This is a genomic window from Plantibacter sp. MMLR14_011 (assembly GCF_001865025.1).
Classification (GTDB): Bacteria; Actinomycetota; Actinomycetes; order Actinomycetales; family Microbacteriaceae; genus Plantibacter; species Plantibacter flavus_A.
Genome location: NZ_MJGW01000072.1, coordinates 172,274 through 193,907 on the forward strand (window position 1 = coordinate 172,274; position 21,634 = coordinate 193,907).

Consider the following 21,634-nt stretch of genomic DNA (forward strand, 5'->3'; position numbering starts at 1 on the left):
TCCTCGCGGGTCCGCATGACCCACGAACTGGGGCCAGGGCGAATCTTGAGGAAATCCTGAGGCGACGCTATCGCATTCACGCGCGAAAGCCGCGCCGAACGCGGCAGAGTTGCAACTGCAGCGCGACCCGCTGCACTCGACCCTCTCGGAACAGGACCCCTGATGTCAGAACTCGAAGCGCGACCGGACAACGCTCGGCCCAACGCCCAGCAGCCTGACCCTCGGTACATTCAGACGCAGCCGCTTCTCGCACCCGAACTTGAAGCGTACGCCAACGAGTTCATCGACTCGGTCAACTCGCTCCCCGAGTACCGCGCGACCATCGGGTGCATCATCCCCGCCTACAACGAGGAGGAGTCGCTGCCGGCCGTGCTCGCCTCCCTCCTCGAGCAGACGCGGATGCCCGACGTGATCCACGTGGTCATCAACAACACGACGGACCGGTCGGTGGACGTCGCCGCGCCCTACGCCGGCCCGCACTCCCGCGTCGACGAGGACGGCTACGAGCAGTTCACCGAGGTGTTCATCCACGACATCGGGAAGAACCCCGACAAGAAGGTGGGCGCGCTCAACTACGGCTTCACGCTCGTCGAGGGCTACGACTACCTGCTCGGCGTCGACGGTGACACGGTCGCCGACCCGACCGCGATCGAGTCGCTCGAAGCCGAGATCGTCTCGGACAGTCGCATCGGCGGCATCTCCGCGATCTTCTCGATCGATGACGAGCCGTTCAAGAAGCAGATCGTCCCGGCGTTCCTCATCGCCGGCCAGCGCACGCAGTTCGCCGCGTTCAACATGCAGAACATGCTCCGGGGCCGCAACATGGCCGTGCTCGGCGGACAGTACTCGATCTTCTCCGTCCAGGCGCTGCGCGACGCCATGGAGCAGAACCACCAGTCCACCCCGTGGGTCAAGGACTCCGAGGTGGAGGACTCGCTCCTGTCGCTGCAGATCAAGAGCGCGGGCTACCTCACGAAGATCAGCGCCCGCGCCCGTGCCGACGTCGGTGGCATGACCACCGTCCGCTCGCTCGACGCCCAGCAGGTCAAGTGGAACTACGGCGCGATCGAGCTCATGTGGCCCGGCCAGCGCGGCGACACCAAAGGACAGCCGCTCCACCCGAACCTCCGACTGCGGTGGCTCGAGAACGCGGAGATGCTCCTCAACATGGTCACGCGCATCCTCTTCGTCGTGCTGCTCGCCGGCTCGCTGTCGATCCACGCCTTCGTGTTCAGCCCGGTGTGGCTCATCCCACCGCTGATCGCGATCCTCCTCAACCTGCGTATCGCGCTGTCGATGAAGAAGCGGAACGTGCGCGACATCCTCTTCGCGGTCCTCGTCTTCCCGGCCGAGTTCTACATGTGGATCCGCATGGGGCACTTCATCCGAGCCTGGTCGAAGTTCGCGTCGAACAAGAAGGTCGACAACTGGGCCGAGCAGGCGAAGGCCGAGCGAGGCTCGGGCAACGCGCACCTCGCGCCGCTCCTGTTCGTCCTCGCCGCCATCATCGCCATCGTCGCCGCCTGGACCCAGCTCTCCCCCGTCGTCCAGTCCACGATCCTCTGGGCGGGCTGGCCGGTCCTCGGCGTCATCACCGTGCTCCAGACGCTCAGCATGTTCGGCAAGCTCATCCGTCGTCAGCGCGGCTACCGGGTGTGACCTCCCCCGACCCGGGCACGGTCGACGCCGACGAACTGCGCAGGTTGCTCCGAGAACTCTCGGGCGACCTGCGCAGTCGTCGTCGCTTCGTCCAGACCTACGTCGAGATGTGGCCCGTCCGTCTGGCGCGTCTGCGAGCGGCTCTCGACGCCGACGACGCCGACGAGGCCAAGGTCGTGCTCCTGAGCATCCGCTCCTCCAGCGTCATGCTCGGCGTGATCGGGGTGTCCGGACTCGCGAGTGCCGGGCTCCGGGCGATCGAGCAGGGGCAGTTCGAACGCGCGCGCGAGATCCACGGCGCGCTCGACGAGGTCGGCCGTCGGAGCTGCGACCGGCTGCTCGAACTCGACGCGGCGGACGCGGCGGAATCCTGAGCTCCGGCCACCCGGCGTCGTTCGTCGCCGGTGAGCCTGCGTCGCGGTCGGGACCGCGGCGTTCTCAGTCGTCGGAGGTCATGCGGTAGCCGACGCCGCGCACCGTCTCGATGAACCGCGGCGCCACCGTGCTGTCCGCGAGCTTCCGGCGCAGGTTGGCGAGATGCACCTCGATCGCACGCTTGTCGGCTTCGCTGACGTAGTAGGCCGTGATGTAACTCTCGCCACGGAGCATGAGCGCGAGATCAGCCTTGCTGCGCACCCGACGACGGGACTCCATCAGTGCCTGCAACAGGTCGAACTCGCTCCGGGTGAGGTCCACTTCGGTGCCGTCGACCTCGACGATGCGGGTCGCCGAGCTGAGCTTCAGACCGCGGTGGACGAGCCACCCCTCGCCGTCGTCAGGCGCCGCGGCGGCCGGTTGCATGATGATCGGGACGACCGACTGACCGACGGGTGCGACATGACGCGCGACGGTCTCGTGCACGATCGTGGGGTCGGGCGACGACATCTGCTGCTGCAGCGGCGGCGTGGCGACCTGGGCCGGCGCGCCCGGAGCGGCTGCAGCCGGCGCCACCGCGGTCGGAGCCGGTTGTGCCGGTGCCACAGCGGCGACGGCCGGAGCATCCCCGTTCGCGCGAGGCCGACGGAGCATCGCCTCGATGCGGGCACGGAGCTCGCGCGGACGGAACGGCTTGGTCATGTAGTCGTCGGCGCCGGAGTCGAGGCCCTGCAGGGTGTCGATCTCGTCGCCGCGCGCGGTGAGCATGACGATGTAGGTGGAACTGATGGCGCGGATGCGCTTGGCAGCCTCGAACCCGTCGATACCCGGCATGCTGACGTCGAGGGTCGTGACGAGGGGGTTGTGCGTCCGGACCGCCTCCACTCCGTCGAGACCGTTCGCTGCGGACACCGTCTCGAAGCCGGCCTGCTCCAGGACGGTCTCGAGCAGTTGGCGGATGTCCGCGTCGTCTTCGATGACGACCGCGGTCCGACGTTCGCTCAGCTCTTCGGTCACGATGCCCCTACCCGTTCCACCCGTCAGCGACGTGCCGGATGTGGCCGGTCCCGACTCACCACGCGCTGAATCCCTTGGCCAGTTGCACGGCCTGCTCCGGCCACCATACCCCAGCAAGGGGGCCACCGTTGCACGCTCCGTCGCTCTCTCCGGGGGCTTTCACCCAGAGGTTCGCGTCGAGGTGTTCGGCCTGCGCGGTGAGGGGCTGCTGCCCGACCGTCCGGCCGGACGGATTGCACCACTCGCCGTTCGAGCCGCTGCCGTTCCGAGAGGTGTCGATCACGTAATGGGCGCCGTCGAGGAGACCGCTCAGCTCCTCCGCATAGGCGATCTCGTCCTCGGTCGTGTTGTAGTTGGAGACGTTGGTGGCGAAGCCGGTGGCGTCGGCGACACCGGCCTCCCGGAGGAGCTCGGCCATCTCGGCGGGCGGACGCCAGTCGGAGTGCCCACCGTCGAGGTAGACGGGGACGGTTGCGTCCGCGAACTGCTCGGTCGCGGCTGCCAGTTGCCGCATCCGCGCGGTGCGGTCACCGCAGTCCGGTGCGAGCGCGACGGCATCCGGTTCGAGGATCACGGCGACGCGGTGATCCGCGACGGCGGCGACGATCTCGGCGACCCAGTCCTGGTACTCGTCACTCGACAGCCCACCTGCGGACTGGTTGCCGCAATCCCGCTCCGGGATGCCGTAGACCGTGAAGACCGGCATGGAACCGGAGCGTTCCGCGGACCGGACGATCTCGGAGACGGTGTCCCGGACGGTTCCCATCGGGTAGCGCTCCGGCACGAGCCAGATCGCGGTCGGCTCCGCCGCGAGCCGCTCCGCCGCTGCGAGCTGTTGGGCGACATCGGTCGGGTCGCCGCTTGAACCGCCGCTCGTCCCGGCCGTGGCGGAACTCGTCGGTTCCTCGGTCGCGTCCGCCGGGCCGGCCGCGGCGGCGCGAGCGGCCAGCGAGGACGGATCGACGTACAACTGCGCTCCGTCGAACGGGCCGGCGGCGGCGTTCGGGACACGGCTCACGAGCGACACCGCGAGTGCACCGCCGGCGAGGAGGACGGCGACGACACCGAGGGCGACGGCCGTCCGGGTACGTCGTCGGTCGCGGGGCGTTCTCGGCACGGATCCTCCTGCATGGTCATCCGCAATTGTGCCCGACATTCCCGCGGTGCGGTGTCGATTCCCGCGAATCCGTGCCCCGAGTGGGGGACGGATTCGCTCAGTGGCCGCATGGACGGTCCCACGACGCGCCGAGCTCCGCGAGCGACCCGCCCACTGGGACTGCACACCAGGGCCCCCACCGCAACGTTGTCCGGATCGCCGCTGCTCCCTACCCTTGATGATCGGGGCGACGCAGGGTCGCCCGCACGGCCCGAGGAGCGCACACGTGAGCACGAAGACCATCCCCACCTCCGACGCGGCGGCCGGTGACGCCCCCGCGAAGGTCATCCCCTGGGTGCTCGGGCCCTCCCTCGTCGTCATCCTCGGTGTCGCGCTGTTCTCGATCCTGCTTCCGGAGCAGGCGGAGTCCGTCTTCAACGCGATCCAGTCCGGCATCATCGGTGGCCTCGGGTGGTACTACGTCCTCCTCGTCGCGGCCTTCGTCATCGTGGCGATCGTCTTCGCCGTGTCGAAGTTCGGCGACATCAAGCTCGGCAAGGACGACGACGAACCGGAGTTCTCGCTCCTGTCCTGGTTCTCCATGCTCTTCGCCGCCGGCATGGGCATCGGCCTCGTCTTCTACGGCGTCGGTGAACCGTTGACGCACTTCCTCGAGCCGCGTCCCGGCGTCACGGGGTCCGAGCAGTCCCTCGCCCAACAGGCGATGAGTCAGACGTACCTGCACTGGGGCCTTCACGCTTGGTCGATCTATGCGGTCGTCGGCGTGGCCCTGGCCTACGCCGTGCACCGGAAGGGACGACCGATGTCGATCCGCTGGGCGATCGAACCGCTCCTCGGCAAGCGCGTGCAGGGCGGCTGGGGCAACGCGATCGACACCATCGCCGTCATCGGCACCGTCTTCGGCGTCGCGACCTCACTCGGACTCGGTGTGCTGCAGATCTCTGCTGGACTCGGCTACACGGGCATCGCCGAGCCGAACATCCTCACCCAGGTCATCCTCATCCTCGTGATCACCGGGGTCACGATCTTCTCCCTCGTCTCCGGTGTGCACAAGGGCATGAAGTGGCTCTCGAACACCAACCTCATCCTCGCCGGGCTCCTCCTGTTCTTCGTCCTGTTCGCCGGCCCGACGCTGTTCCTCCTGCGCGAATGGGTGCAGTCGATGGGCGCCTACCTCCAGAACGTGGTCGGACTCACCTTCAACGTCTCCGCGTACCAGGGTGCTGCGGGCGAGGCCTGGCAGTCCTCGTGGACGACCTTCTACTGGGGATGGTGGATGTCGTGGGCGCCCTTCGTCGGCGTCTTCATCGCCCGCATCTCGAAGGGGCGCACCGTGCGGCAGTTCGTGCTCGGCGTCCTGCTCGTCCCGACCCTCGTCACCTTCCTCTGGTTCGCCGTGCTCGGTGGCACCGCCATCATGCAGTCGCTCGAGGGTCGTGACTTCAGCGGTGCCGACGGCCCGGTGGATCTCAACACCGCCCTGTTCAACATGCTCGCAGGCCTCCCCGGCGGATCGATCGCGACCGTCGGCGCCCTGCTGCTGATCCTCCTGTTCTTCGTGACCTCGGCCGACTCGGGATCGCTCGTGATGGGCATGCTCACCACCGGCGGCACGGAGCCGCGGAACCGGGTCCGGATCGCCTGGGCACTCGTGACGAGCCTCCTGGCCATCTCGCTGCTCATCGCGGGCGGGCTCGCGTCGATGCAGACGGCGGCCATCATCACGGCGCTGCCGTTCAGCGTCGTGATCATCCTCATGTGCGTCTCCTCGTTCAAGGCATTCGGCATCGAGGTGCGACGGGAGCAGCGGGCGAAACGTCGCCTGTTCGCCGCAGAGCTCACCGAGAGCGTGTCAGCGGACGTGAGCGAACAGCTGTCCGATCAGGTCTCCGAACAGGTCACGGAGCACTTCGGGACGATGACCGCCCAGCTCGACCTCCGGCAGCTCGCCTCCCCGGACGCCCCGGGAACATCGGCCCCGTCCCCGGACCCGCAGCAGCAGGACCCGAAGCAGCGCCGCTCGAAGGACTGACCAGGCGGCTCAACCGACGGGGAAGCGGTCCGAGATCCAGGCCGCTTCCTCGGCGGTCGGCGACCACGCCGAACCGGCTGCGGCGTTCGCGCGGATCTGCTGCGGAGTGGTCGCGCCGGCGATGACACTCGAGAGTCCGTCCTGGGCGAGCAACCAGCCGAACGTCGCCTCCAGCATGGAGATGCCGCGTTCGTCGCAGAAGGCCCGGTAGGCCTCGATCGCGTCCCAGGGCGCCGTGTCGAGCAGGTGCTTGCGCTGGCGCATGATGCGGCTGTCCGCCGGCCCGCCGTCGCGGGAGAACTTCCCCGTGAACAGGCCGTTGTAGAGCGGGAAATACGGAAGGAAGCCGACGCCGGCGGCGCGCATGGCCGGGAACAGCTCGCGCTCGGCGCCCCGGACGAGCAGGCTGTACTCGTTCTGGGCCGAGATGAAGGCCGGGTGGCCGGCGGTGCGAGCCGCCCAGTCCGCCTCGGTCAGCTGCCAACCGGCGAAGTTCGAGTGGCCGGCGTAGCGGATCTTCCCCTCGTGGACGAGTTCGTCCAGGGCGGCGATCGTCTCCTCGATGGGCGTGAACGGGTCTGGGGTGTGCAGCTGGTAGAGGTCGATCCAGTCGGTGCCCAGGCGGCGGAGCGAACCCTCGACGGCGAGCCGCACGTAGCGACGGGAGCCCTTGGCGCCCCAGTTCGGGATCGGGCTCTCGTAGTCCACATGGCCGAACTTGGTCGCGAGGACGATCTCATCCCGCCGTCCGGCCATCGCCTGCCCGAGGAGTCGTTCGCTCAGCCCGTACTCCCGGCCGTAGATGTCGGCGGTGTCGAAGAGGGTGATTCCGGCGTCGATCGCGGCGTCGACGACGGCTCGCGTGCCGTCCAGGCTCTCGGTGACCGTGCCCTCGCGGCCGAAATTGTTGCAGCCGATGCCGACCGCTGAGACGAGGAGGCCGCTGCGACCGAGTGGGCGATAGCTGAGATCAGACATGCGTCCAGGCTAGCCCGACCGTCCTCCACAGGCACCCGTCGGCCCCCGACGTCACGGTCACGGCCGTGCGACGCATCGCGCCGATCACGGGCTTCCTACGCTCGGTGCATGACCACACACCTCACCGTCACCGATCCCGTACTCCCCTGCTCCGTCATCGCCGAACCGTCCGCCGAGGGCTTCCTCCGGATGCCGACGCCGGTGGGGCGGATCGAGCTCTGCTCGGTCGACGACGCGGTCTCAGCCGTGCGCTTCGAACGCCACGGCCGACTCCCGCTCGACGGAACGGACGAACGCCCCACCGCGGTCCTCCTCGACGCCGCGGAGCAGATCGACGAGTACTTCCGCGGACGACGCACCGTGTTCGACCTCCCGATCGTCACGACCGGCACGCCGTTCCAGCAGGCGGTCTGGTCGGCGCTCGGCGAAGTGCCGTTCGGCGACACCACCGGGTACGGCGCCCTCGCGGCCGCGGCCGGTGCCCCGCAGGGCGGCCGGGCGGCCGGCCAGGCGGTTCGGGCGAACACCATCGCGCTCCTCATCCCCTGTCATCGCGTCCTCGGAACCGGGCGGATCGTGACGGGCTATTCTGGCGGAGACGGACCAGCCACCAAACGCTGGCTCCTCGACCACGAAGGGATCCCGTACCGCCGATGAGTCCAGTCTCCCCGACCATCGTCGGCACCGACGGCCTGACCCGCTGCGCTTGGGCCGGGACGGACACGGAGTACCAGCGCTATCACGACGAGGAGTGGGGCGTGCCGCTCCACGGACAGCGGCAGGTCTTCGAGAAGATCAGTCTCGAAGGGTTCCAGGCGGGGCTCTCCTGGATCACGATCCTTCGGAAGCGACCGGCTTTCCGGGAACGGTTCCACGGCTTCGACCTCGACGCCGTCGCAGCCATGACGGAAGCTGATGTCGAGAGCCTGCTCGATGACGCCCGGATCATCCGGCACCGCGGGAAGATCAACGCGGTCATCGGCAATGCCCGCACCGCCCTCGAGCTGGGCGACGACCTGGACGAGCTCCTCTGGAGCTTCGCTCCCCCGTCACGGCCGGCCCGGTTCGCCCAGTGGACCGAGGTGCCTGCGGTGACCCCCGAGTCCACCGCGCTCAGCGCCCACCTGCGGAAGCGCGGCTACCGGTTCGTCGGCCCGACGACGATGTACGCCCTCATGCAGTCCGGAGGGCTCGTCGACGACCACCTCGTCGGCTGCTGGCGCTCGGAGAGCGCTCCCTGATCCGAAGGGGTCAGACGACGAGGGCGAGCTCGGTCACCCGACCGTCGTCGGCACGGGCGTGGACGTCGAGCACCCACCCGGTCGATCGCGCCCAGTCGAGCAACGAGTCGACATCAGGGTGGTCGACACCGGCCTCCAACAGCGCGCGGGTGAAACGGCCCTTGCCCTGCTTGTTGAAGTGGTTGAGCGCGCGACGGCGGCCATCGTCGCCGACCGTGAGCACGCGCAGGTAGACGGCACCGACGCGGTCCGGCAACGGCCCGAGCGCCGCGTAGCCTTCCGAGCGCAGGTCCAACAGGACACCCGGGACGGCGTTCAACTCGCGGGCGACGGGCCCCGCCCAGTGCCGCTTGAGCACGAACCCCGGGAGCCTGGAGTCATGGGAGAGCCGATAGGCCGGAATGGGATCGAGCGCGCCGACCGGGCCGAGCAACGCCGAGTGCACGACCAGGTGCTGAGCGGCGAAGCGTCGGGCGTCTGCTGGGAGTGTGGCGGCTTCGAGCGCGTCGTACAGCACCCCCGTGTACCGGTCGATCGCCGGCATGGTCGCGGACGTCGCCGCCACGCGGTTGCGCTTGACCTCGCCGAGCTGCTTGGGACCGAGCTTCAGAGCCTTCACCGTCGCAGCCTCATCGGCGGCGAGCGACACCAGGGCGTCGAGGCAATCGTTCCGGGACGAGGAGAGCCCTGGAAACCGCAGCAGGGCGGTGTCCAGGGCTCGTCCGTCGCCGCCGTCCCGCTTCGTCTCCGAAGGGGGAAGGAGGATCAGCACCGAATCAGGAGCTGGTCACGAGCGTGGCGTTGCCGGCCACGACGGTGACGGTGTTGTTCTCGACCGACAGGAAGCCGTCTTCAGCGTTCGCGACGATCTTCGAGCCGTCTTCGAGCGTGACACGGACCTCACCGGCGGCGAGGATGGCCAGCATCGGCTCGTGGCCGGGCAGGATTCCGATCTCGCCGTCGACGGTCTTCGCGATCAGCTGGCGTGCCGGGCCCGACCACACTTCGTGGTCGGCCGCGACGACGCTCACGGTCAGAGGAGCGGAGGCCATGACTAGCCGTTCTCCTTCTGGATCTGAGCCCACTTCTCTTCGACGTCGGAGATGGCACCGACGTTGAAGAAGGCCTGCTCGGCCACGTGATCGAACTCACCCTTGGCGATGGCGTCGAACGACTCGATCGTCTCCTTGAGCGGAACGGTCGAACCCTCGACACCGGTGAACTTCTTCGCCATGTAGGTGTTCTGCGAGAGGAACTGCTGGATCCGGCGCGCACGCGACACCGTGATCTTGTCTTCCTCGGAGAGCTCGTCGACACCGAGGATGGCGATGATCTCCTGCAGTTCCTTGTTCTTCTGGAGGATCTGCTTGACCGTGGTGGCGACGCGGTAGTGGTCGGCACCCAGGTAGCGGGGGTCGAGGATACGGCTCGTCGAGGTCAGCGGGTCGACGGCCGGGTAGAGACCCTTCGACGCGATCTCACGGGAGAGCTCGGTCGTCGCGTCGAGGTGCGCGAAGGTGGTCGCCGGTGCCGGGTCGGTGTAGTCGTCCGCGGGGACGTAGATCGCCTGCAGCGAGGTGATGGAGTGACCACGCGTCGAGGTGATGCGCTCCTGGAGGAGACCCATCTCGTCGGCGAGGTTCGGCTGGTAGCCCACGGCGGACGGCATGCGACCGAGCAGGGTCGACACCTCGGAACCGGCCTGGGTGAAGCGGAAGATGTTGTCGATGAAGAGCAGCACGTCCTGCTTCTGGACATCGCGGAAGTACTCCGCCATCGTCAGCGCCGAGAGGGCGACCCGGAGACGCGTTCCCGGCGGCTCGTCCATCTGGCCGAACACGAGGGCCGTCTTCTCGAAGACACCCGCCTCCTCCATCTCGTGGATGAGGTCGTTGCCCTCACGGGTGCGCTCACCGACACCGGCGAACACCGACACACCACCGTGGTCCTGCGCGACGCGCTGGATCATCTCCTGGATGAGGACGGTCTTGCCGACACCGGCACCACCGAAGAGGCCGATCTTGCCACCGAGGACGTACGGCGTCAGGAGGTCGATGACCTTGATGCCGGTCTCGAAGAGCTGCGTCTTCGACTCGAGCTGGTCGAACGACGGCGGCTGGCGGTGGATCGGCCAGCGCTCGGTGATCTCGATCTGCTCGCCGGGCTCGGCGTTGAGCACCTCGCCGATGACGTTGAAGACCTTGCCCTTGGTGACGTCGCCGACGGGCACCGAGATGGGCGAACCCGTGTCGGTGACCTCCTGGCCTCGGACGAGGCCGTCCGTCGGGTTCAGGGCGATGGCGCGCACGAGGTCGTCGCCGAGGTGCTGTGCGACCTCGAGCGTGAGGACCATCGTCTGCTCGCCGATCACGACGCTGGTCTTCAGGGCGTTGTAGATGCCCGGGATCGCGTCGTGCGGGAACTCGATGTCGACGACCGGGCCGGTGACGCGGGAGATGCGGCCGACGGCGCCGGCCTTCACCTCTGCAGCGCCCTGCTCGGCAGTTGCGGTGGGAGTCATGTTCTTCTCTTCTCTGTCTCTACAGATACGTGTGCGTGTTGCGATGACTAGGACGAGAGCGCGTCTGCGCCGCCAACGATTTCGGAAATCTGCTGGGTGATCTCGGCCTGCCTCGCGTTGTTGCGGAGGCGGGTGTAGTCGGTGATGAGCTTGTCGGCGTTGTCGCTGGCCGACTTCATCGCCTTCTGCGTCGCGGCGTGCTTCGCGGCGGAGGACTGCAACAGCGCGTTGAAGATCCGGCTCTCGATGTAGTTCGGGAGCAGCGCATCGAGCACGCTCTCGGCATCCGGCTCGAACTCGTACAGCGGCAGCACAGCGGTGTCGGTGGGCTCCTCGACGCCTTCGACGACCTCGAGCGGCAGGAGACGGACGACCTCGGGGGTCTGCGTCATCATGCTCACGAGGCGGTTGTAGACGATGTGGATCTCGTCGACGCCACCTTCAGAGGCGTCCGTGAGGAACGCCTTGAGGATGGACTCGCTGATCTCCTGCGCGGTGGCGAAGTCGGGGTTCTCCGTGTTGCCGACCCACTCCCCTGCAGCCTGCATCCGACGGAACGTGAAGTAGGCGACGGCCTTCCGGCCCACGAGGTAGTGCGTGACGTCCTTGCCCTGGCTGCGCAGGAGCTCGGTCAGCTCGGCGGCCTCACGGAGGACCTGCGAGTTGAAGGCGCCGGCGAGGCCTCGGTCGGATGCGAACACGACGACCGCAGCCCGCTCAACCTTCTCCGGCTCGGTCGTGAGCACGTGGTCGACGTTGGAGTACGTCGCGACGGCGGACACGGCACGAGTGATCGCACGAGAATAGGGTCCGGATGCCGCCACCCGCGCCTGCGCCTTCTGGATGCGCGACGCGGCGATGAGCTCCATCGCCTTCGTGATCTTCTTGGTCGTCTGCGCAGACTTGATCTTCTGCGTGTAGACCCGGAGTTGAGCGCCCATGGACTAGCGGCGACCCTTCACGATCTTCTCCTGGTTGACGTCTTCAACCGGGAGCTCCTCGACCTGCTCCGAACCGAGGGCAGCGCCCTCGCCCGTCTGGAACTCGAGCTTGAACTGGTCGACAGCGGCATCGAGCTTCGAGACGGTGTCGTCGTCGAGCACGTTCGTGTCGCGCAGCGTGGTGAGGACCTCGGTGTTCCGACCCAGGTAGTCGAGCAGTTCGCGCTCGAAGCGGAGGACGTCCTCGACCGGAACGTCGTCCAGCTTGCCCTTGGTTCCGGCCCAGATCGAGACGACCTGCTCCTCGACGGGGTACGGCGAGTACTGCGGCTGCTTGAGCAGCTCGGTCAGGCGAGCGCCACGGGCGAGCTGACGGCGGCTGGCAGCGTCGAGGTCGGATGCGAACATCGCGAAGGCCTCGAGCGAGCGGTACTGCGCCAGCTCGAGCTTCAGCGTTCCGGAGACCTTCTTGATGCTCTTCACCTGAGCATCGCCACCGACGCGCGAGACGGAGATACCGACGTCGACCGCGGGGCGCTGGTTCGAGTTGAAGAGGTCGGACTGCAGGAAGATCTGGCCGTCGGTGATCGAGATCACGTTGGTCGGGATGTACGCCGAGACGTCGTTGGCCTTGGTCTCGATGATGGGCAGACCCGTCATCGAACCGGCGCCGAGCTCGTCGGACAGCTTCGCGCAACGCTCCAGCAGACGGGAGTGGAGGTAGAAGACGTCACCCGGGTACGCCTCGCGTCCCGGCGGACGACGGAGGAGGAGGGAGACGGCACGGTAGGCCTCGGCCTGCTTCGACAGGTCGTCGAAGATGATCAGGACGTGCTTGCCCTCGTACATCCAGTGCTGACCGATGGCCGAACCGGTGTACGGAGCGAGGTACTTGAAGCCGGCCGGGTCGGACGCAGGCGAGGCGACGATCGTCGTGTACTCGAGCGCGCCGGCCTCTTCCAGCGCACCCTTGACGGAGGCGATGGTTGAGCCCTTCTGGCCGATGGCGACGTAGATGCAACGGACCTGCTTGTTGACGTCGCCCGACTCCCAGTTGGCCTTCTGGTTGATGATGGTGTCGATCGCGATCGCGGTCTTGCCGGTCTGGCGGTCGCCGATGATCAGCTGGCGCTGGCCACGGCCGACGGGGATCATGGCGTCGATCGCCTTGATGCCGGTCTGGAGCGGCTCGTGCACCGACTTGCGCTGCATGACGCCGGGAGCCTGGAGCTCCAGTGCGCGGCGGCCGGTGCTGGCGATCTCGCCGAGGCCGTCGATCGGGTTGCCGAGCGTGTCGACGACACGTCCGAGGTAGCCGTCGCCGACGGGGACCGACAGGACTTCGCCCGTGCGGGTGACGTCCATGCCTTCGACGATCTCGTCGAACTCACCGAGGACGACGACGCCGATCTCGTGCTCGTCGAGGTTGAGCGCGAGGCCGAGGGTGCCGTTCGCGAAGCGGAGGAGCTCGTTCGCCATGGCGCCCGGGAGGCCCTCGACGTGGGCGATGCCGTCAGCGGCATCGATCACGCGTCCGACCTCGGTGGCCGCGGCGGTGCCGGGCTCGTAGGCCTTGACGAAGTCCTTGAGAGCATCCCGGATCTCGTCTGGGCTGATCGTGAGTTCTGCCATCATGTTCCTTTTGGTTGTGGAACCCGGGGGTTCCGAGAGGTGCGATCCGTCAGGATCAACGTCTTGAGTTGTGGAGACCGTCGGGCCGGTCTCCGCGCTGCACGGGCCGTTATCCGGCCAGTTGCAGACGGAGGTCGTTCAGTCGGGCAGCGAGGCTGCCGTCGATGACGTCGTCCCCGAGCTGCACGCGCAGTCCACCGACGACGGCGGGGTCGATCACCTGGTTGATCTTCACCTGACGGCCGTAGGCCGTGGCGAGGTGGCGCTCGAGGCGCTGGAGCTGCGACGCCTCGATCGGTGCGGCTGCCGTGACCGTGGCGACCGCGAGGCCCTGCTGGTCGGCGACGATGCCTGATGCGTACCGGAGCAGTTCTCCGATCCGACGGTCTCGCGGCTGCTGCACGAGCTGACCGACGATGCTGACGGTCTGCGGGCTCGCCTTGCCCGCGAGGAGGGACGCCGCGAGGGCACCCTTCGCAGCGGACGAGCCGAGCTTGCTGCTGAGGGCCAGTTCGAGCTCGTGGTTGCTCGACACGAGCTTCCCGAACTCGAACAACTCGGCCTCGATGTCGCCCTGCGCACCGGCGGAGATCGAGGCGGCCCGGAGGCCGAGCTCCTCGATGCCCGCGAGCAGGTCGGCCTCGCTGGACCAGCGGCCGGAGACGACGGTCTGCAGCAGGCCGAGCGCCTGAGCGCTCAGCTGGGTGCCGAAGATCCGCTCGACGACGGTGCGCTTGGCACCGGCGTCGGCTGCGGGGTCGCTGAGCGCCGCGCTCAGGTGGCTCGAGCCGCCGATGGCCCGGCCCGCTGCGAACAGTCCGTCCGCGGTGGCCAGATCGGCCCCGGCGCCGAGGGCGGCGAGGGCCTCCTTCGACGAGGCGAGTGCTTCTCTGGTCGCGCTTCCCATTACTTGGCTGCCTTCTCCGACGCTTCGAGGTCCGCGAGGAACCGGTCGACGACCGCCGTGGCCTTCGCGTCGTCGTTCAGCGTCTCGCCGATGACGCCACTGGCGAGGTCGAGCGCGAGCGTGCCCACCTCGGCACGCAGCGACACGACGGCCGCCTGACGCTCGGCTTCGATCTGTGCCTGAGCACTCGCGGTGACGCGAGCGGCTTCGACCGTGGCCTGCTCCTTGAGCTCGGCGAGGATCGTCTGACCCTCGACACGAGCCTGCTCGCGGATGCGGCCGGCTTCCTGACGGGCCTCGGCGAGCTGAGCGTTGTACTGCTCGAGCGCCGCTTCGGCCTGCTTCTGCGCTTCATCGGCCTTGGCGATGTTGCCCTCGATGGCCGCTGCGCGGTCGTCGAGGAGCTTCTGCACCTTCGGCAGGACCAGCTTCCAGAAGAAGCCGAGGATGATGATGAAGACGACGGCAGACCAGACGATGTCGTAGACCGCTGGGATGAGAGGGTTCGTCGGTGCGCCCTCTTCAGCAGCGATGATCACTGCATCAAACATCTTGCCTCCTTCGGAGATGTGAAAGGGGGCTTAGACGAAGATGAAGTAGGTCGCGATGCCGATGAAGGCGAGCGCCTCGGTGAAGGCGATACCGATCCACATGAGGACCTGGAGACGACCACCCAGCTCGGGCTGACGCGCGGTGCCTTCGATCGTCTTGCCGACGACGATACCCACGCCGATGGCGGGGCCGATGGCTGCGAGACCGTAACCGACCGTCGCGATGTTTCCTTCAAGGGCGGCGAGAACGGTAGTTGCGTCCACGTTTGTTTCCTTCCGTTGGGTGAGACCTGGCGGGTGCCGGGCTCGATTAGTGCTCTTCTGCGACCGCGAGCTGGATGTAGACCGCGGTGAGGAGGGTGAAGACGTAGGCCTGGAGGACTGCGACCAGGAGTTCGAAGAGGGTGAAGACGAGGCCGAAGGCCAGCGTCCCGACACCCATCAGGGCGAACCATCCGCCGAGGTTCACGATGAAGAACTGCGTCGCCGCGAAGAACAGGACGAGGAGCAGGTGCCCGACGATCATGTTCATGAGGAGTCGGAGCGTCAGCGTGAGCGGGCGGATGACGAAGGTCGATATGAGCTCGATCGGCGTGACGATGATGTACACCGGCCACGGCACCCCGGAGGGGAAGAGGGAGTTCTTGAAGAACTTGCCCGGGCTCTTCTTGATACCGGCGTAGATGAAGGTGACGTAGGACACCAGCGCGAGCACCAGCGGGACACCGATGACCGAGGTACCGGCCAGGTTCAGCCCGGGGATGATGCCCGTCAGGTTCATCGCGAGGACCATGAAGAAGATGGTCGTCAGGATCGGCAGGAACCGGAGGCCGTCCTTCTTGCCGAGCAGGTCTTCCGCGATGTTGACGCGGACGAAGCCGAGCCCCATCTCGGCGAGGCTCTGCGCACGGCCGGGGACGAGGCGCATCTTGCGCGTCGACAGCCAGAAGAACAGGAGGAGGGCGATCACCGCGATGAACCGGATCAGGATGACCCGGTTGATCGCGAAGGGCGTGCCCTCGAAGAGGATGATGTCGGGGAAGAACTCGTCGATCGACGGACCGTGGAACTCGCCATCTTCGGCGGCCATCGGTGCGATCAGGTGCACGGCGTTAGCGAACAGCACGTATCTCCAGTTTCGGGGGCGTGGAGCAGAGCTCTCGCGGCGACGAACAGGGGGGATGTCTCCTCGCCGCACGCCGAAGCGGTGCTAGTGGGAGGATTCGTTGACGAGTCTAGCAAGGAAACCGGGCCCCGACGAACCCAGGGGTGGTATTCCACGGCTATATTCCGAGCCGCGACCTCGACTGCGACCCGGATACCGGTTCCGGCATGCTCCCGCGCGACCACGATGCGTCCGCAGCGTCAGCCCCGGTCGGAGTCCTGCGGCGACGCCTTCGGGAGGATGTCGTCTGAGACGTAGGGCACCCGCACCTTCGCCGCCACGACGGCGTCGATCACGAGCGATCCGACGACACCGACGATGACGCTCCCGAACAGGATCGGTGCGTTGACCCACGGCTGGTCCTTGAGGATGAAGCCGAGCACGAGGAAGATGACGAACTTCACGAGCCAGCTGCCCATCACCACCCCGAACAGGATGCCGACGAAGAACTCCTGGCCGGACCAGCGGTTGGCGAAGAGGATGCTCACCGAGGTGATGCCGAGGAACACGAGCGCCATCGCGGTGCCGATGAGCGCACTCGTCAGCCCGCGGGAACCGTCGACGCTCCAGCCGACCACTCCCCCGACGACGGCGATCACGAGCGCGAGGAGCGCGCTGTACCGGAGTGCCGTGCGGAAGACCCGGTTGGCGCTCACGTGCGAGCCGGCCTGGGCGGGAGGAGTCATGGGTGCTGGTCCTTCTTGGCGAGAGAGTCGAGGGTGTCGAGGGTTGCGCCGCTCACGGGCGCCTCGGGGTCGCGCTGCCCGGAGGCCTCGTCGAGCCGATCGTACAGCGCCGACCCGGGAGCCCCCTCAGCGCCGGCGGCCACGCGCTGCGCGAGCCGGTCGGCCCGCCTGCGGCGACCGATCGGCAGGAGCGTGAACGCCGTGCAGGTGACGACGCCCACGGAGACGAAGAGCACGGCCAGCCACGTCGGGGCGGCGAAGAACGCCAGGCATCCGACGGAGATGACCACCGTCCAGCCGTAGAAGATCAGGACGGCGTGCACCTGGCTGTGACCGAGGTCGAGCAGCCGGTGGTGCAGGTGCATCCGGTCCGCGCTGAACGGCGACTTGCCGGCCCGGAGACGACGGAGGACGGCCAGGACGAAGTCGGCGAGCGGCACGACCAGGATGGCGAACGGCAGCAGGATGGGGATGAACGCGGGCAACAGTTGCGTGCGGCCCAGGGCGGCCGGGTCGACCTGGCCGGTCACGGCGGCTGCGGAGGTCGCCATGAGCAGCCCGACGAGCAGCGCACCGGCGTCGCCCATGAACAGTCGGGCGGGGTGCCAGTTGAGCGGGAGGAAGCCGAGACAGGCGCCGACGAGGATCGCGGCGATCAGCGAAGCGAGGTTGAAGTAGTCACTCGCCCCGGTGGAGGTCACGAGCAGCTGCGTGTAGACGAAGAACACGGTGTTCGCGATGACGGCGACACCGGCGACGAGCCCGTCGAGACCGTCGACGAAGTTGATCGCGTTCATCACGAGCACGATGGCGAAGACCGTCATCGAGAAGGACACCCACGACGAGCCGACCGTCAGGCCACCGATGGGCAAGGAGTAGATCTGCACACCGAGCCAGGCGACGAGCCCTGCCGCCATGAACTGTGCGGCGAGCTTGATCATCCAGTCGAGGTCCCACAGGTCGTCTGCGACGCCGATCCCGACGATGAACAGGGCGGCACCGAGGATCGCGAGCACCGGCTCCGGATCGGCGAACACGAGGTCGAAGAAGGGCAGCTGCCAGGCCACACCGAACGCGACGAGGATGCCGATGAACATCGCGACCCCGCCGAGGCGCGGCGTCGGCGTCTGGTGGACGTCCCGCTCGCGGATCGGTGGGTGGAGACCGTACTTCACACCGACGCGCCGCGCGAGGTGGGCGAAGCCGAAGGTGATGCCCGCGCTCACGACGAGCACGATGAGGTACCCGGAGAACTGGTTCATGGTTCGCGCGACTCGGGGAGCAGATCGCCCACCACGTCGCGGATCGCCTCGCGGGAGACGGCTCCGTCGCGCAGGACGACGATCCGTTCGTCGGCCGTGCCGAGTCGGGTCGCGTCGATGATCGTCGACGACTGCTCGCCGCTCTCGCCGCCGTCGAGGTAGACCGAGACCGAATCGCCGAGCATCTCGAGCGCGGCAGCGGCGGACGTCGCGGCCGGTCGGCCGGTGAGGTTCGCCGAGGAGACCGCGAGCGGGCCGGTGTCCTGCAGGAGTTCGAGGGTCACCGGGTTCGACGGCATCCGGAGCGCGACCGTGCCTGCGGTCTCGCCGAGGTCCCAGGCGAGCGACGGCTGGGCCTCGAGCACGATGGTCAGGCCTCCGGGCCAGAACGCCTCGACGAGCCGGTGCACGGCATCGGGCACGGACGCCGCCAAGGCCTCGAGCGTGTTCACACCGGAGACGAGGACGGGCGGCGGTGACTGCCGGGTCCGACCCTTCGCGTCGAGCAGGCGCTGCACCGCGGCCGGGGAGAACGCGTCGGCGGCCACCCCGTAGACCGTGTCGGTCGGGAGCACGACCAGCTCACCCCTCGCCAGGGCCGTCCGCGCCAGGCGCATCCCGGCGAGCAGCTGCGCGTGATCCTGGCAATCGAAGGTCTGCGGCATGTGGTGGGTCCTGGCTGAACGGGGCCGCCGATCGGTGATCAGTCGGCCGGATGATCGGGGTGACGACGCTCAATCATAGCCTCGGGCGTCTTCCGAGCAGTCTGGGCAGGCACAGGTAGACGGCGAGGACGAGCAGGATGCCGAGGACGGCGAGGACCTGGAGGGGCCACGCGCCCGTCGCGACGACCACCCCGAGGAGCCCGGTGGCGAGTGTCGCGACGCTGACGACGGCGGTGGACCCGAGGTGGCCGAGTCCGCCGGCGGCGAGACGCTGGTACGCGTGGCTGCGATGCGCCTCGTGCAGCGGCTCCCCCCGCCTCCAGCGCGCGATGATCGTCGTGCCGGTGTCGGCGACGTACACGAGGACCGGGGCGATCAGCGCGACGAAGGAGATGCCGCTGAAGGCCGCGTAGATGGCGACCGCGACGAGGGAGCCGCCGAGGAGGTAGCTGCCGACGTCGCCCAGGAACATCCGGCGCCGAGCGAGGTTCCACGGCAGGAACCCGAGGAACGCGGCCGCGACGACGAGGCCGGCTGCCGTGACACCCGGGAGACCGGCCACGGTGCCGAGACCGGCGTAGAACCCGCCGACGACCGTGCCGTGCATCGAGGAGATGCCGTTGACGCCGTCCATGAAGTTCGCGATGTTCGTGTAGGCGACGAGCGCCACGATCCCGAGCGGGATCCACCAGAAACTCGCGGCCATCGAGACGACGAGCACCCAGGTCGCCACGAGTCCGAGCACGACCTGCAAGCCGAAGCGCACCCGGACGGGGAGTCCGCGGACGTCCTCCACGGCTCCGATGGCCGCGTTCACGATCGACACGGCGGCGACGATCCAGAGCGGCAGGCTGTGGAGCAGGACCGCGGCCGTACCGAGACCGACGGCGACCGCGAGCGCGACGCCGATCCCTCCCCCGCGGATCGTCGGGGTGACGTGCATGGATCGGTGGTTCGGGGTGTCGACGACCGCCCGACGGATGAGGATCGGGCGGATGGCGAGCTGGGACAGCAGGCTCACGACGAGCGCGAGCACCCCCGCCAGGATGGCAACCGTCATTGCACCAGGTGGCGGGTTCCGGCGCCCTCGTCGGCGATGGTCTCCCGCCAGACGGCGATGTCGAGGAGTGCCGGGTCGAGCGGCTGGATCCGCGTGTGCGAGACCTTCGGGTGCTTCGAGCGGTCGGCGATCTCGTCGGTGTCGATGAGGACCTCGTGCAGCTTCTCGCCGTGCCGCAGACCGGTGTACACGATCTCGACGTCCTTGCCGGACGCGGCGATCATGCGCTTGGCGACGTCGAGGATCCGGACCGGACGGCCCATGTCGAGGATGAGGACCTCGCCCGGGTCGCCGATCGCGCCGGCCTGGATGACGAGCTTCGACGCCTCGGGGATCGTCATGAAGAAGCGGGTGACGTCGGGGTGCGTGACCGTGACCGGGCCACCGGCCTCGATCTGGGCGGTGAACGCCGGGATGGCGGAGCCACGGCTGCCGATGACGTTGCCGAACCGGACCGAGAGGTACCGTGCGTCGGTCTCCTGGGCGCTCATCCAGGCGGTGAGCTTCTCGGCGATGCGTTTGCTGTAGCCGAGGACGGTCGTCGGGTTCGCGGCCTTGTCGGTCGAGATGTTGACGAAGGTGCCGACGCCCACGGCTCGTGCCGCGTTCAGCACGTTCAGGGTGCCGAGGACGTTGTTCTTCCAAGCCTCGTCGGGGTACTGCTCGAGCATCGGAGCGTGCTTCAGCGCTGCCGCGTGGAACACGACGTCGGGACGGCGGTCCTCGAAGATCTCCATGAGCGAGGGGAGGTCGCGGATGTCGGCGAGCACGACCTCCTTGGTGTCGAGCAGACCGTGTCCGGAGATCGAGAGCTGCGTGGTGTGGAGCCCCGTCTCGTCGCGGTCGAGCAGGACGAGCTCCGCCGGACCGAACTGGTTGACCTGCCGGGCGATCTCGGAGCCGATGGATCCGCCGGCACCGGTGACGAGCACGCGCTTGCCGGTCAGGTACCCCGCGATGCTCTCGACCTGCAGGTCGACGGTGTTGCGGCCGATGAAGTCCTCGACGTTGAGGTCGCGCAGGCTCGGCGCGCTCTCGCCCGTCCCGGGAGCCAGCATCGTGTCGATGGGAGGGACGACGAGCACTCGGAGCTTCGCCTCGTCGGCGCGCTCACTGACCTGGCGGATGAAGTCGTTGTCGACGTCCGCGATGCTGATGATGAGCGCCTGCGCCCCGGTGCGCTTGACGGCCGCCACCAGGTCGGCTCCTGTGCCGACCACGGCGACGGAGGCGATGCGGAAGTTGCGCTTCGAGGGGTCGTCGTCGATGACACCCACCGGGAGGTAGGGCGACTGCGGGTCGCGCATGAGCCGAGGGATGATCGACATCCCGAGCGCACCGGCTCCGTAGACGAGGACGCGCTGCGCCTCGATCGGCCGGCTGCGGCTGTCGACGAAGAGTCGCTTGACGTAGCGCGTGATGCCCATGAAGACGATCGCGAACGGGAACGCGATCACCGTGGTGGACCGTGGAACCCCCCACGCGACGCCGAACACCGCGTTGACCGCGATGAGAATCGCCGTGACGATCAGCGCGACGACGATGAGCTGTTTCGCCTCATAGAAGCTGCCGAAGCTGTGCAGGCCGTGGTAGTAGCTCCACAGGTAGGCCACGACGAGCTGGGCGACCACGGCGATGACGCACAGGAGGACCGTCCCCACGAGGGCCACGCGCTCGTACTCGAGCTCGAACCGGACGAGCTGGGCGACCACGATGGCGAGCACCCAGCACAGTGCGTCGAGGGCGGTCTTCGCGGCGAAACGAGGACCGGGCGCCTGCGTCCATCTACGGGGGGCGTCGGGGAGCGTGGAGGTCATAACGTGTC

General features: G+C 67.9%; 22 protein-coding genes. 5 read left to right on the top strand and 17 right to left on the bottom strand.

What is annotated here, in order from left to right:
• Window positions 1–162: 162 nt before the first annotated feature.
• Entirely contained in the window at window positions 163–1,659 is a 1,497-nt protein-coding gene (locus BIU99_RS17465) for a glycosyltransferase family 2 protein (protein ID WP_064295323.1), read from the top strand.
• Entirely contained in the window at window positions 1,656–2,033 is a 378-nt protein-coding gene (locus BIU99_RS17470; RefSeq protein WP_071262363.1) for a hypothetical protein, read from the top strand. The genes BIU99_RS17465 and BIU99_RS17470 overlap by 4 nt, the downstream gene beginning before the upstream one ends.
• Before the next feature lie 64 nt (window positions 2,034–2,097).
• Here BIU99_RS17470 and BIU99_RS17475 read toward each other — a convergent pair whose 3' ends face one another.
• Window positions 2,098–3,051: a response regulator transcription factor gene (locus BIU99_RS17475; protein WP_371263825.1), complete on the bottom strand. Its 954-nt coding sequence runs from the start codon at window positions 3,049–3,051 to the stop codon at window positions 2,098–2,100.
• Between the two features lie 55 nt (window positions 3,052–3,106).
• On the bottom strand, window positions 3,107–4,168 hold the full coding sequence (locus BIU99_RS17480) for a glycoside hydrolase family 6 protein (protein WP_071262364.1): 1,062 nt from the start codon (window positions 4,166–4,168) through the stop codon (window positions 3,107–3,109).
• 217 nt (window positions 4,169–4,385) lie between these two features.
• Here BIU99_RS17480 and BIU99_RS17485 point away from each other — a divergent pair, with 217 nt between their 5' ends.
• Window positions 4,386–6,200, top strand: a complete 1,815-nt coding sequence (locus BIU99_RS17485) for a BCCT family transporter (RefSeq protein ID WP_083397447.1) — start codon at window positions 4,386–4,388, stop codon at window positions 6,198–6,200.
• Between the two features lie 9 nt (window positions 6,201–6,209).
• On the opposite strand, the gene BIU99_RS17490 is transcribed toward BIU99_RS17485, so the two are convergent.
• Window positions 6,210–7,178, bottom strand: coding sequence for an aldo/keto reductase (locus tag BIU99_RS17490; RefSeq protein WP_071262366.1), 969 nt, complete (start codon window positions 7,176–7,178; stop codon window positions 6,210–6,212).
• 108 nt (window positions 7,179–7,286) lie between these two features.
• On the opposite strand from BIU99_RS17490, the gene BIU99_RS17495 reads away from it, so the two are divergent.
• Together BIU99_RS17495 and BIU99_RS17500 are read left to right on the top strand one after the other, a co-directional pair.
• A complete protein-coding gene (locus tag BIU99_RS17495) occupies window positions 7,287–7,835 on the top strand; it encodes a methylated-DNA--[protein]-cysteine S-methyltransferase (RefSeq protein ID WP_254773646.1) in 549 nt (182 codons plus the stop codon).
• Window positions 7,832–8,419 carry a DNA-3-methyladenine glycosylase I gene (locus BIU99_RS17500; protein ID WP_064295318.1) on the top strand — a complete coding sequence of 196 codons (588 nt, stop codon included), beginning with the start codon at window positions 7,832–7,834 and terminating at the stop codon, window positions 8,417–8,419. The genes BIU99_RS17495 and BIU99_RS17500 overlap by 4 nt, the downstream gene beginning before the upstream one ends.
• Window positions 8,420–8,429: 10 nt before the next feature.
• On the opposite strand, the gene BIU99_RS17505 is transcribed toward BIU99_RS17500, so the two are convergent.
• The 14 genes from BIU99_RS17505 to BIU99_RS17570 form a co-directional block, all read right to left on the bottom strand.
• Window positions 8,430–9,191, bottom strand: a complete 762-nt coding sequence (locus tag BIU99_RS17505; protein ID WP_071262367.1) for a YaaA family protein — start codon at window positions 9,189–9,191, stop codon at window positions 8,430–8,432.
• Window positions 9,192–9,195: 4 nt separating this feature from the next.
• Window positions 9,196–9,471, bottom strand: coding sequence for a F0F1 ATP synthase subunit epsilon (locus tag BIU99_RS17510; RefSeq protein ID WP_064295316.1), 276 nt, complete (start codon window positions 9,469–9,471; stop codon window positions 9,196–9,198).
• Window positions 9,472–9,473: 2 nt separating this feature from the next.
• A complete protein-coding gene (gene atpD / locus BIU99_RS17515) occupies window positions 9,474–10,940 on the bottom strand; it encodes a F0F1 ATP synthase subunit beta (protein WP_064295315.1) in 1,467 nt (488 codons plus the stop codon).
• Window positions 10,941–10,987: 47 nt separating this feature from the next.
• Complete coding sequence (locus tag BIU99_RS17520; RefSeq protein ID WP_064295314.1) at window positions 10,988–11,881, bottom strand: F0F1 ATP synthase subunit gamma; 894 nt, start codon at window positions 11,879–11,881, stop codon at window positions 10,988–10,990.
• A gap of 3 nt (window positions 11,882–11,884) precedes the next feature.
• Window positions 11,885–13,513 (bottom strand): F0F1 ATP synthase subunit alpha, encoded by a 1,629-nt coding sequence (atpA, locus tag BIU99_RS17525; protein ID WP_071262368.1) that lies wholly within the window; start codon window positions 13,511–13,513, stop codon window positions 11,885–11,887.
• A 109-nt stretch (window positions 13,514–13,622) separates the two neighbouring features.
• A complete protein-coding gene (locus tag BIU99_RS17530) occupies window positions 13,623–14,420 on the bottom strand; it encodes a F0F1 ATP synthase subunit delta (RefSeq protein WP_071262369.1) in 798 nt (265 codons plus the stop codon).
• The gene (locus tag BIU99_RS17535) at window positions 14,420–14,971 is read right to left on the bottom strand and encodes a F0F1 ATP synthase subunit B (protein ID WP_064295311.1); all 552 of its coding nucleotides are present in this window, start codon (window positions 14,969–14,971) and stop codon (window positions 14,420–14,422) included. Before BIU99_RS17535 ends, BIU99_RS17530 begins: the two co-directional genes overlap by 1 nt.
• Window positions 14,972–15,001: 30 nt before the next feature.
• Entirely contained in the window at window positions 15,002–15,235 is a 234-nt protein-coding gene (gene atpE, locus BIU99_RS17540; protein ID WP_064295310.1) for an ATP synthase F0 subunit C, read from the bottom strand.
• A 46-nt stretch (window positions 15,236–15,281) separates the two neighbouring features.
• The gene (atpB, locus tag BIU99_RS17545; RefSeq protein WP_175117868.1) at window positions 15,282–16,061 is read right to left on the bottom strand and encodes a F0F1 ATP synthase subunit A; all 780 of its coding nucleotides are present in this window, start codon (window positions 16,059–16,061) and stop codon (window positions 15,282–15,284) included.
• Between the two features lie 275 nt (window positions 16,062–16,336).
• The gene (locus BIU99_RS17550) at window positions 16,337–16,822 is read right to left on the bottom strand and encodes a hypothetical protein (protein WP_071262370.1); all 486 of its coding nucleotides are present in this window, start codon (window positions 16,820–16,822) and stop codon (window positions 16,337–16,339) included.
• Entirely contained in the window at window positions 16,819–18,084 is a 1,266-nt protein-coding gene (locus tag BIU99_RS17555) for an MraY family glycosyltransferase (RefSeq protein ID WP_064295308.1), read from the bottom strand. The genes BIU99_RS17550 and BIU99_RS17555 overlap by 4 nt, the downstream gene beginning before the upstream one ends.
• Complete coding sequence (locus BIU99_RS17560; protein ID WP_064295307.1) at window positions 18,081–18,749, bottom strand: L-threonylcarbamoyladenylate synthase; 669 nt, start codon at window positions 18,747–18,749, stop codon at window positions 18,081–18,083. Before BIU99_RS17560 ends, BIU99_RS17555 begins: the two co-directional genes overlap by 4 nt.
• A 73-nt stretch (window positions 18,750–18,822) precedes the next feature.
• Window positions 18,823–19,809 (bottom strand): glycosyltransferase family 4 protein, encoded by a 987-nt coding sequence (locus BIU99_RS17565; RefSeq protein WP_071262371.1) that lies wholly within the window; start codon window positions 19,807–19,809, stop codon window positions 18,823–18,825.
• On the bottom strand, window positions 19,806–21,626 hold the full coding sequence (locus BIU99_RS17570) for a nucleoside-diphosphate sugar epimerase/dehydratase (protein WP_064295305.1): 1,821 nt from the start codon (window positions 21,624–21,626) through the stop codon (window positions 19,806–19,808). The genes BIU99_RS17565 and BIU99_RS17570 overlap by 4 nt, the downstream gene beginning before the upstream one ends.
• Window positions 21,627–21,634: the final 8 nt, after the last annotated feature.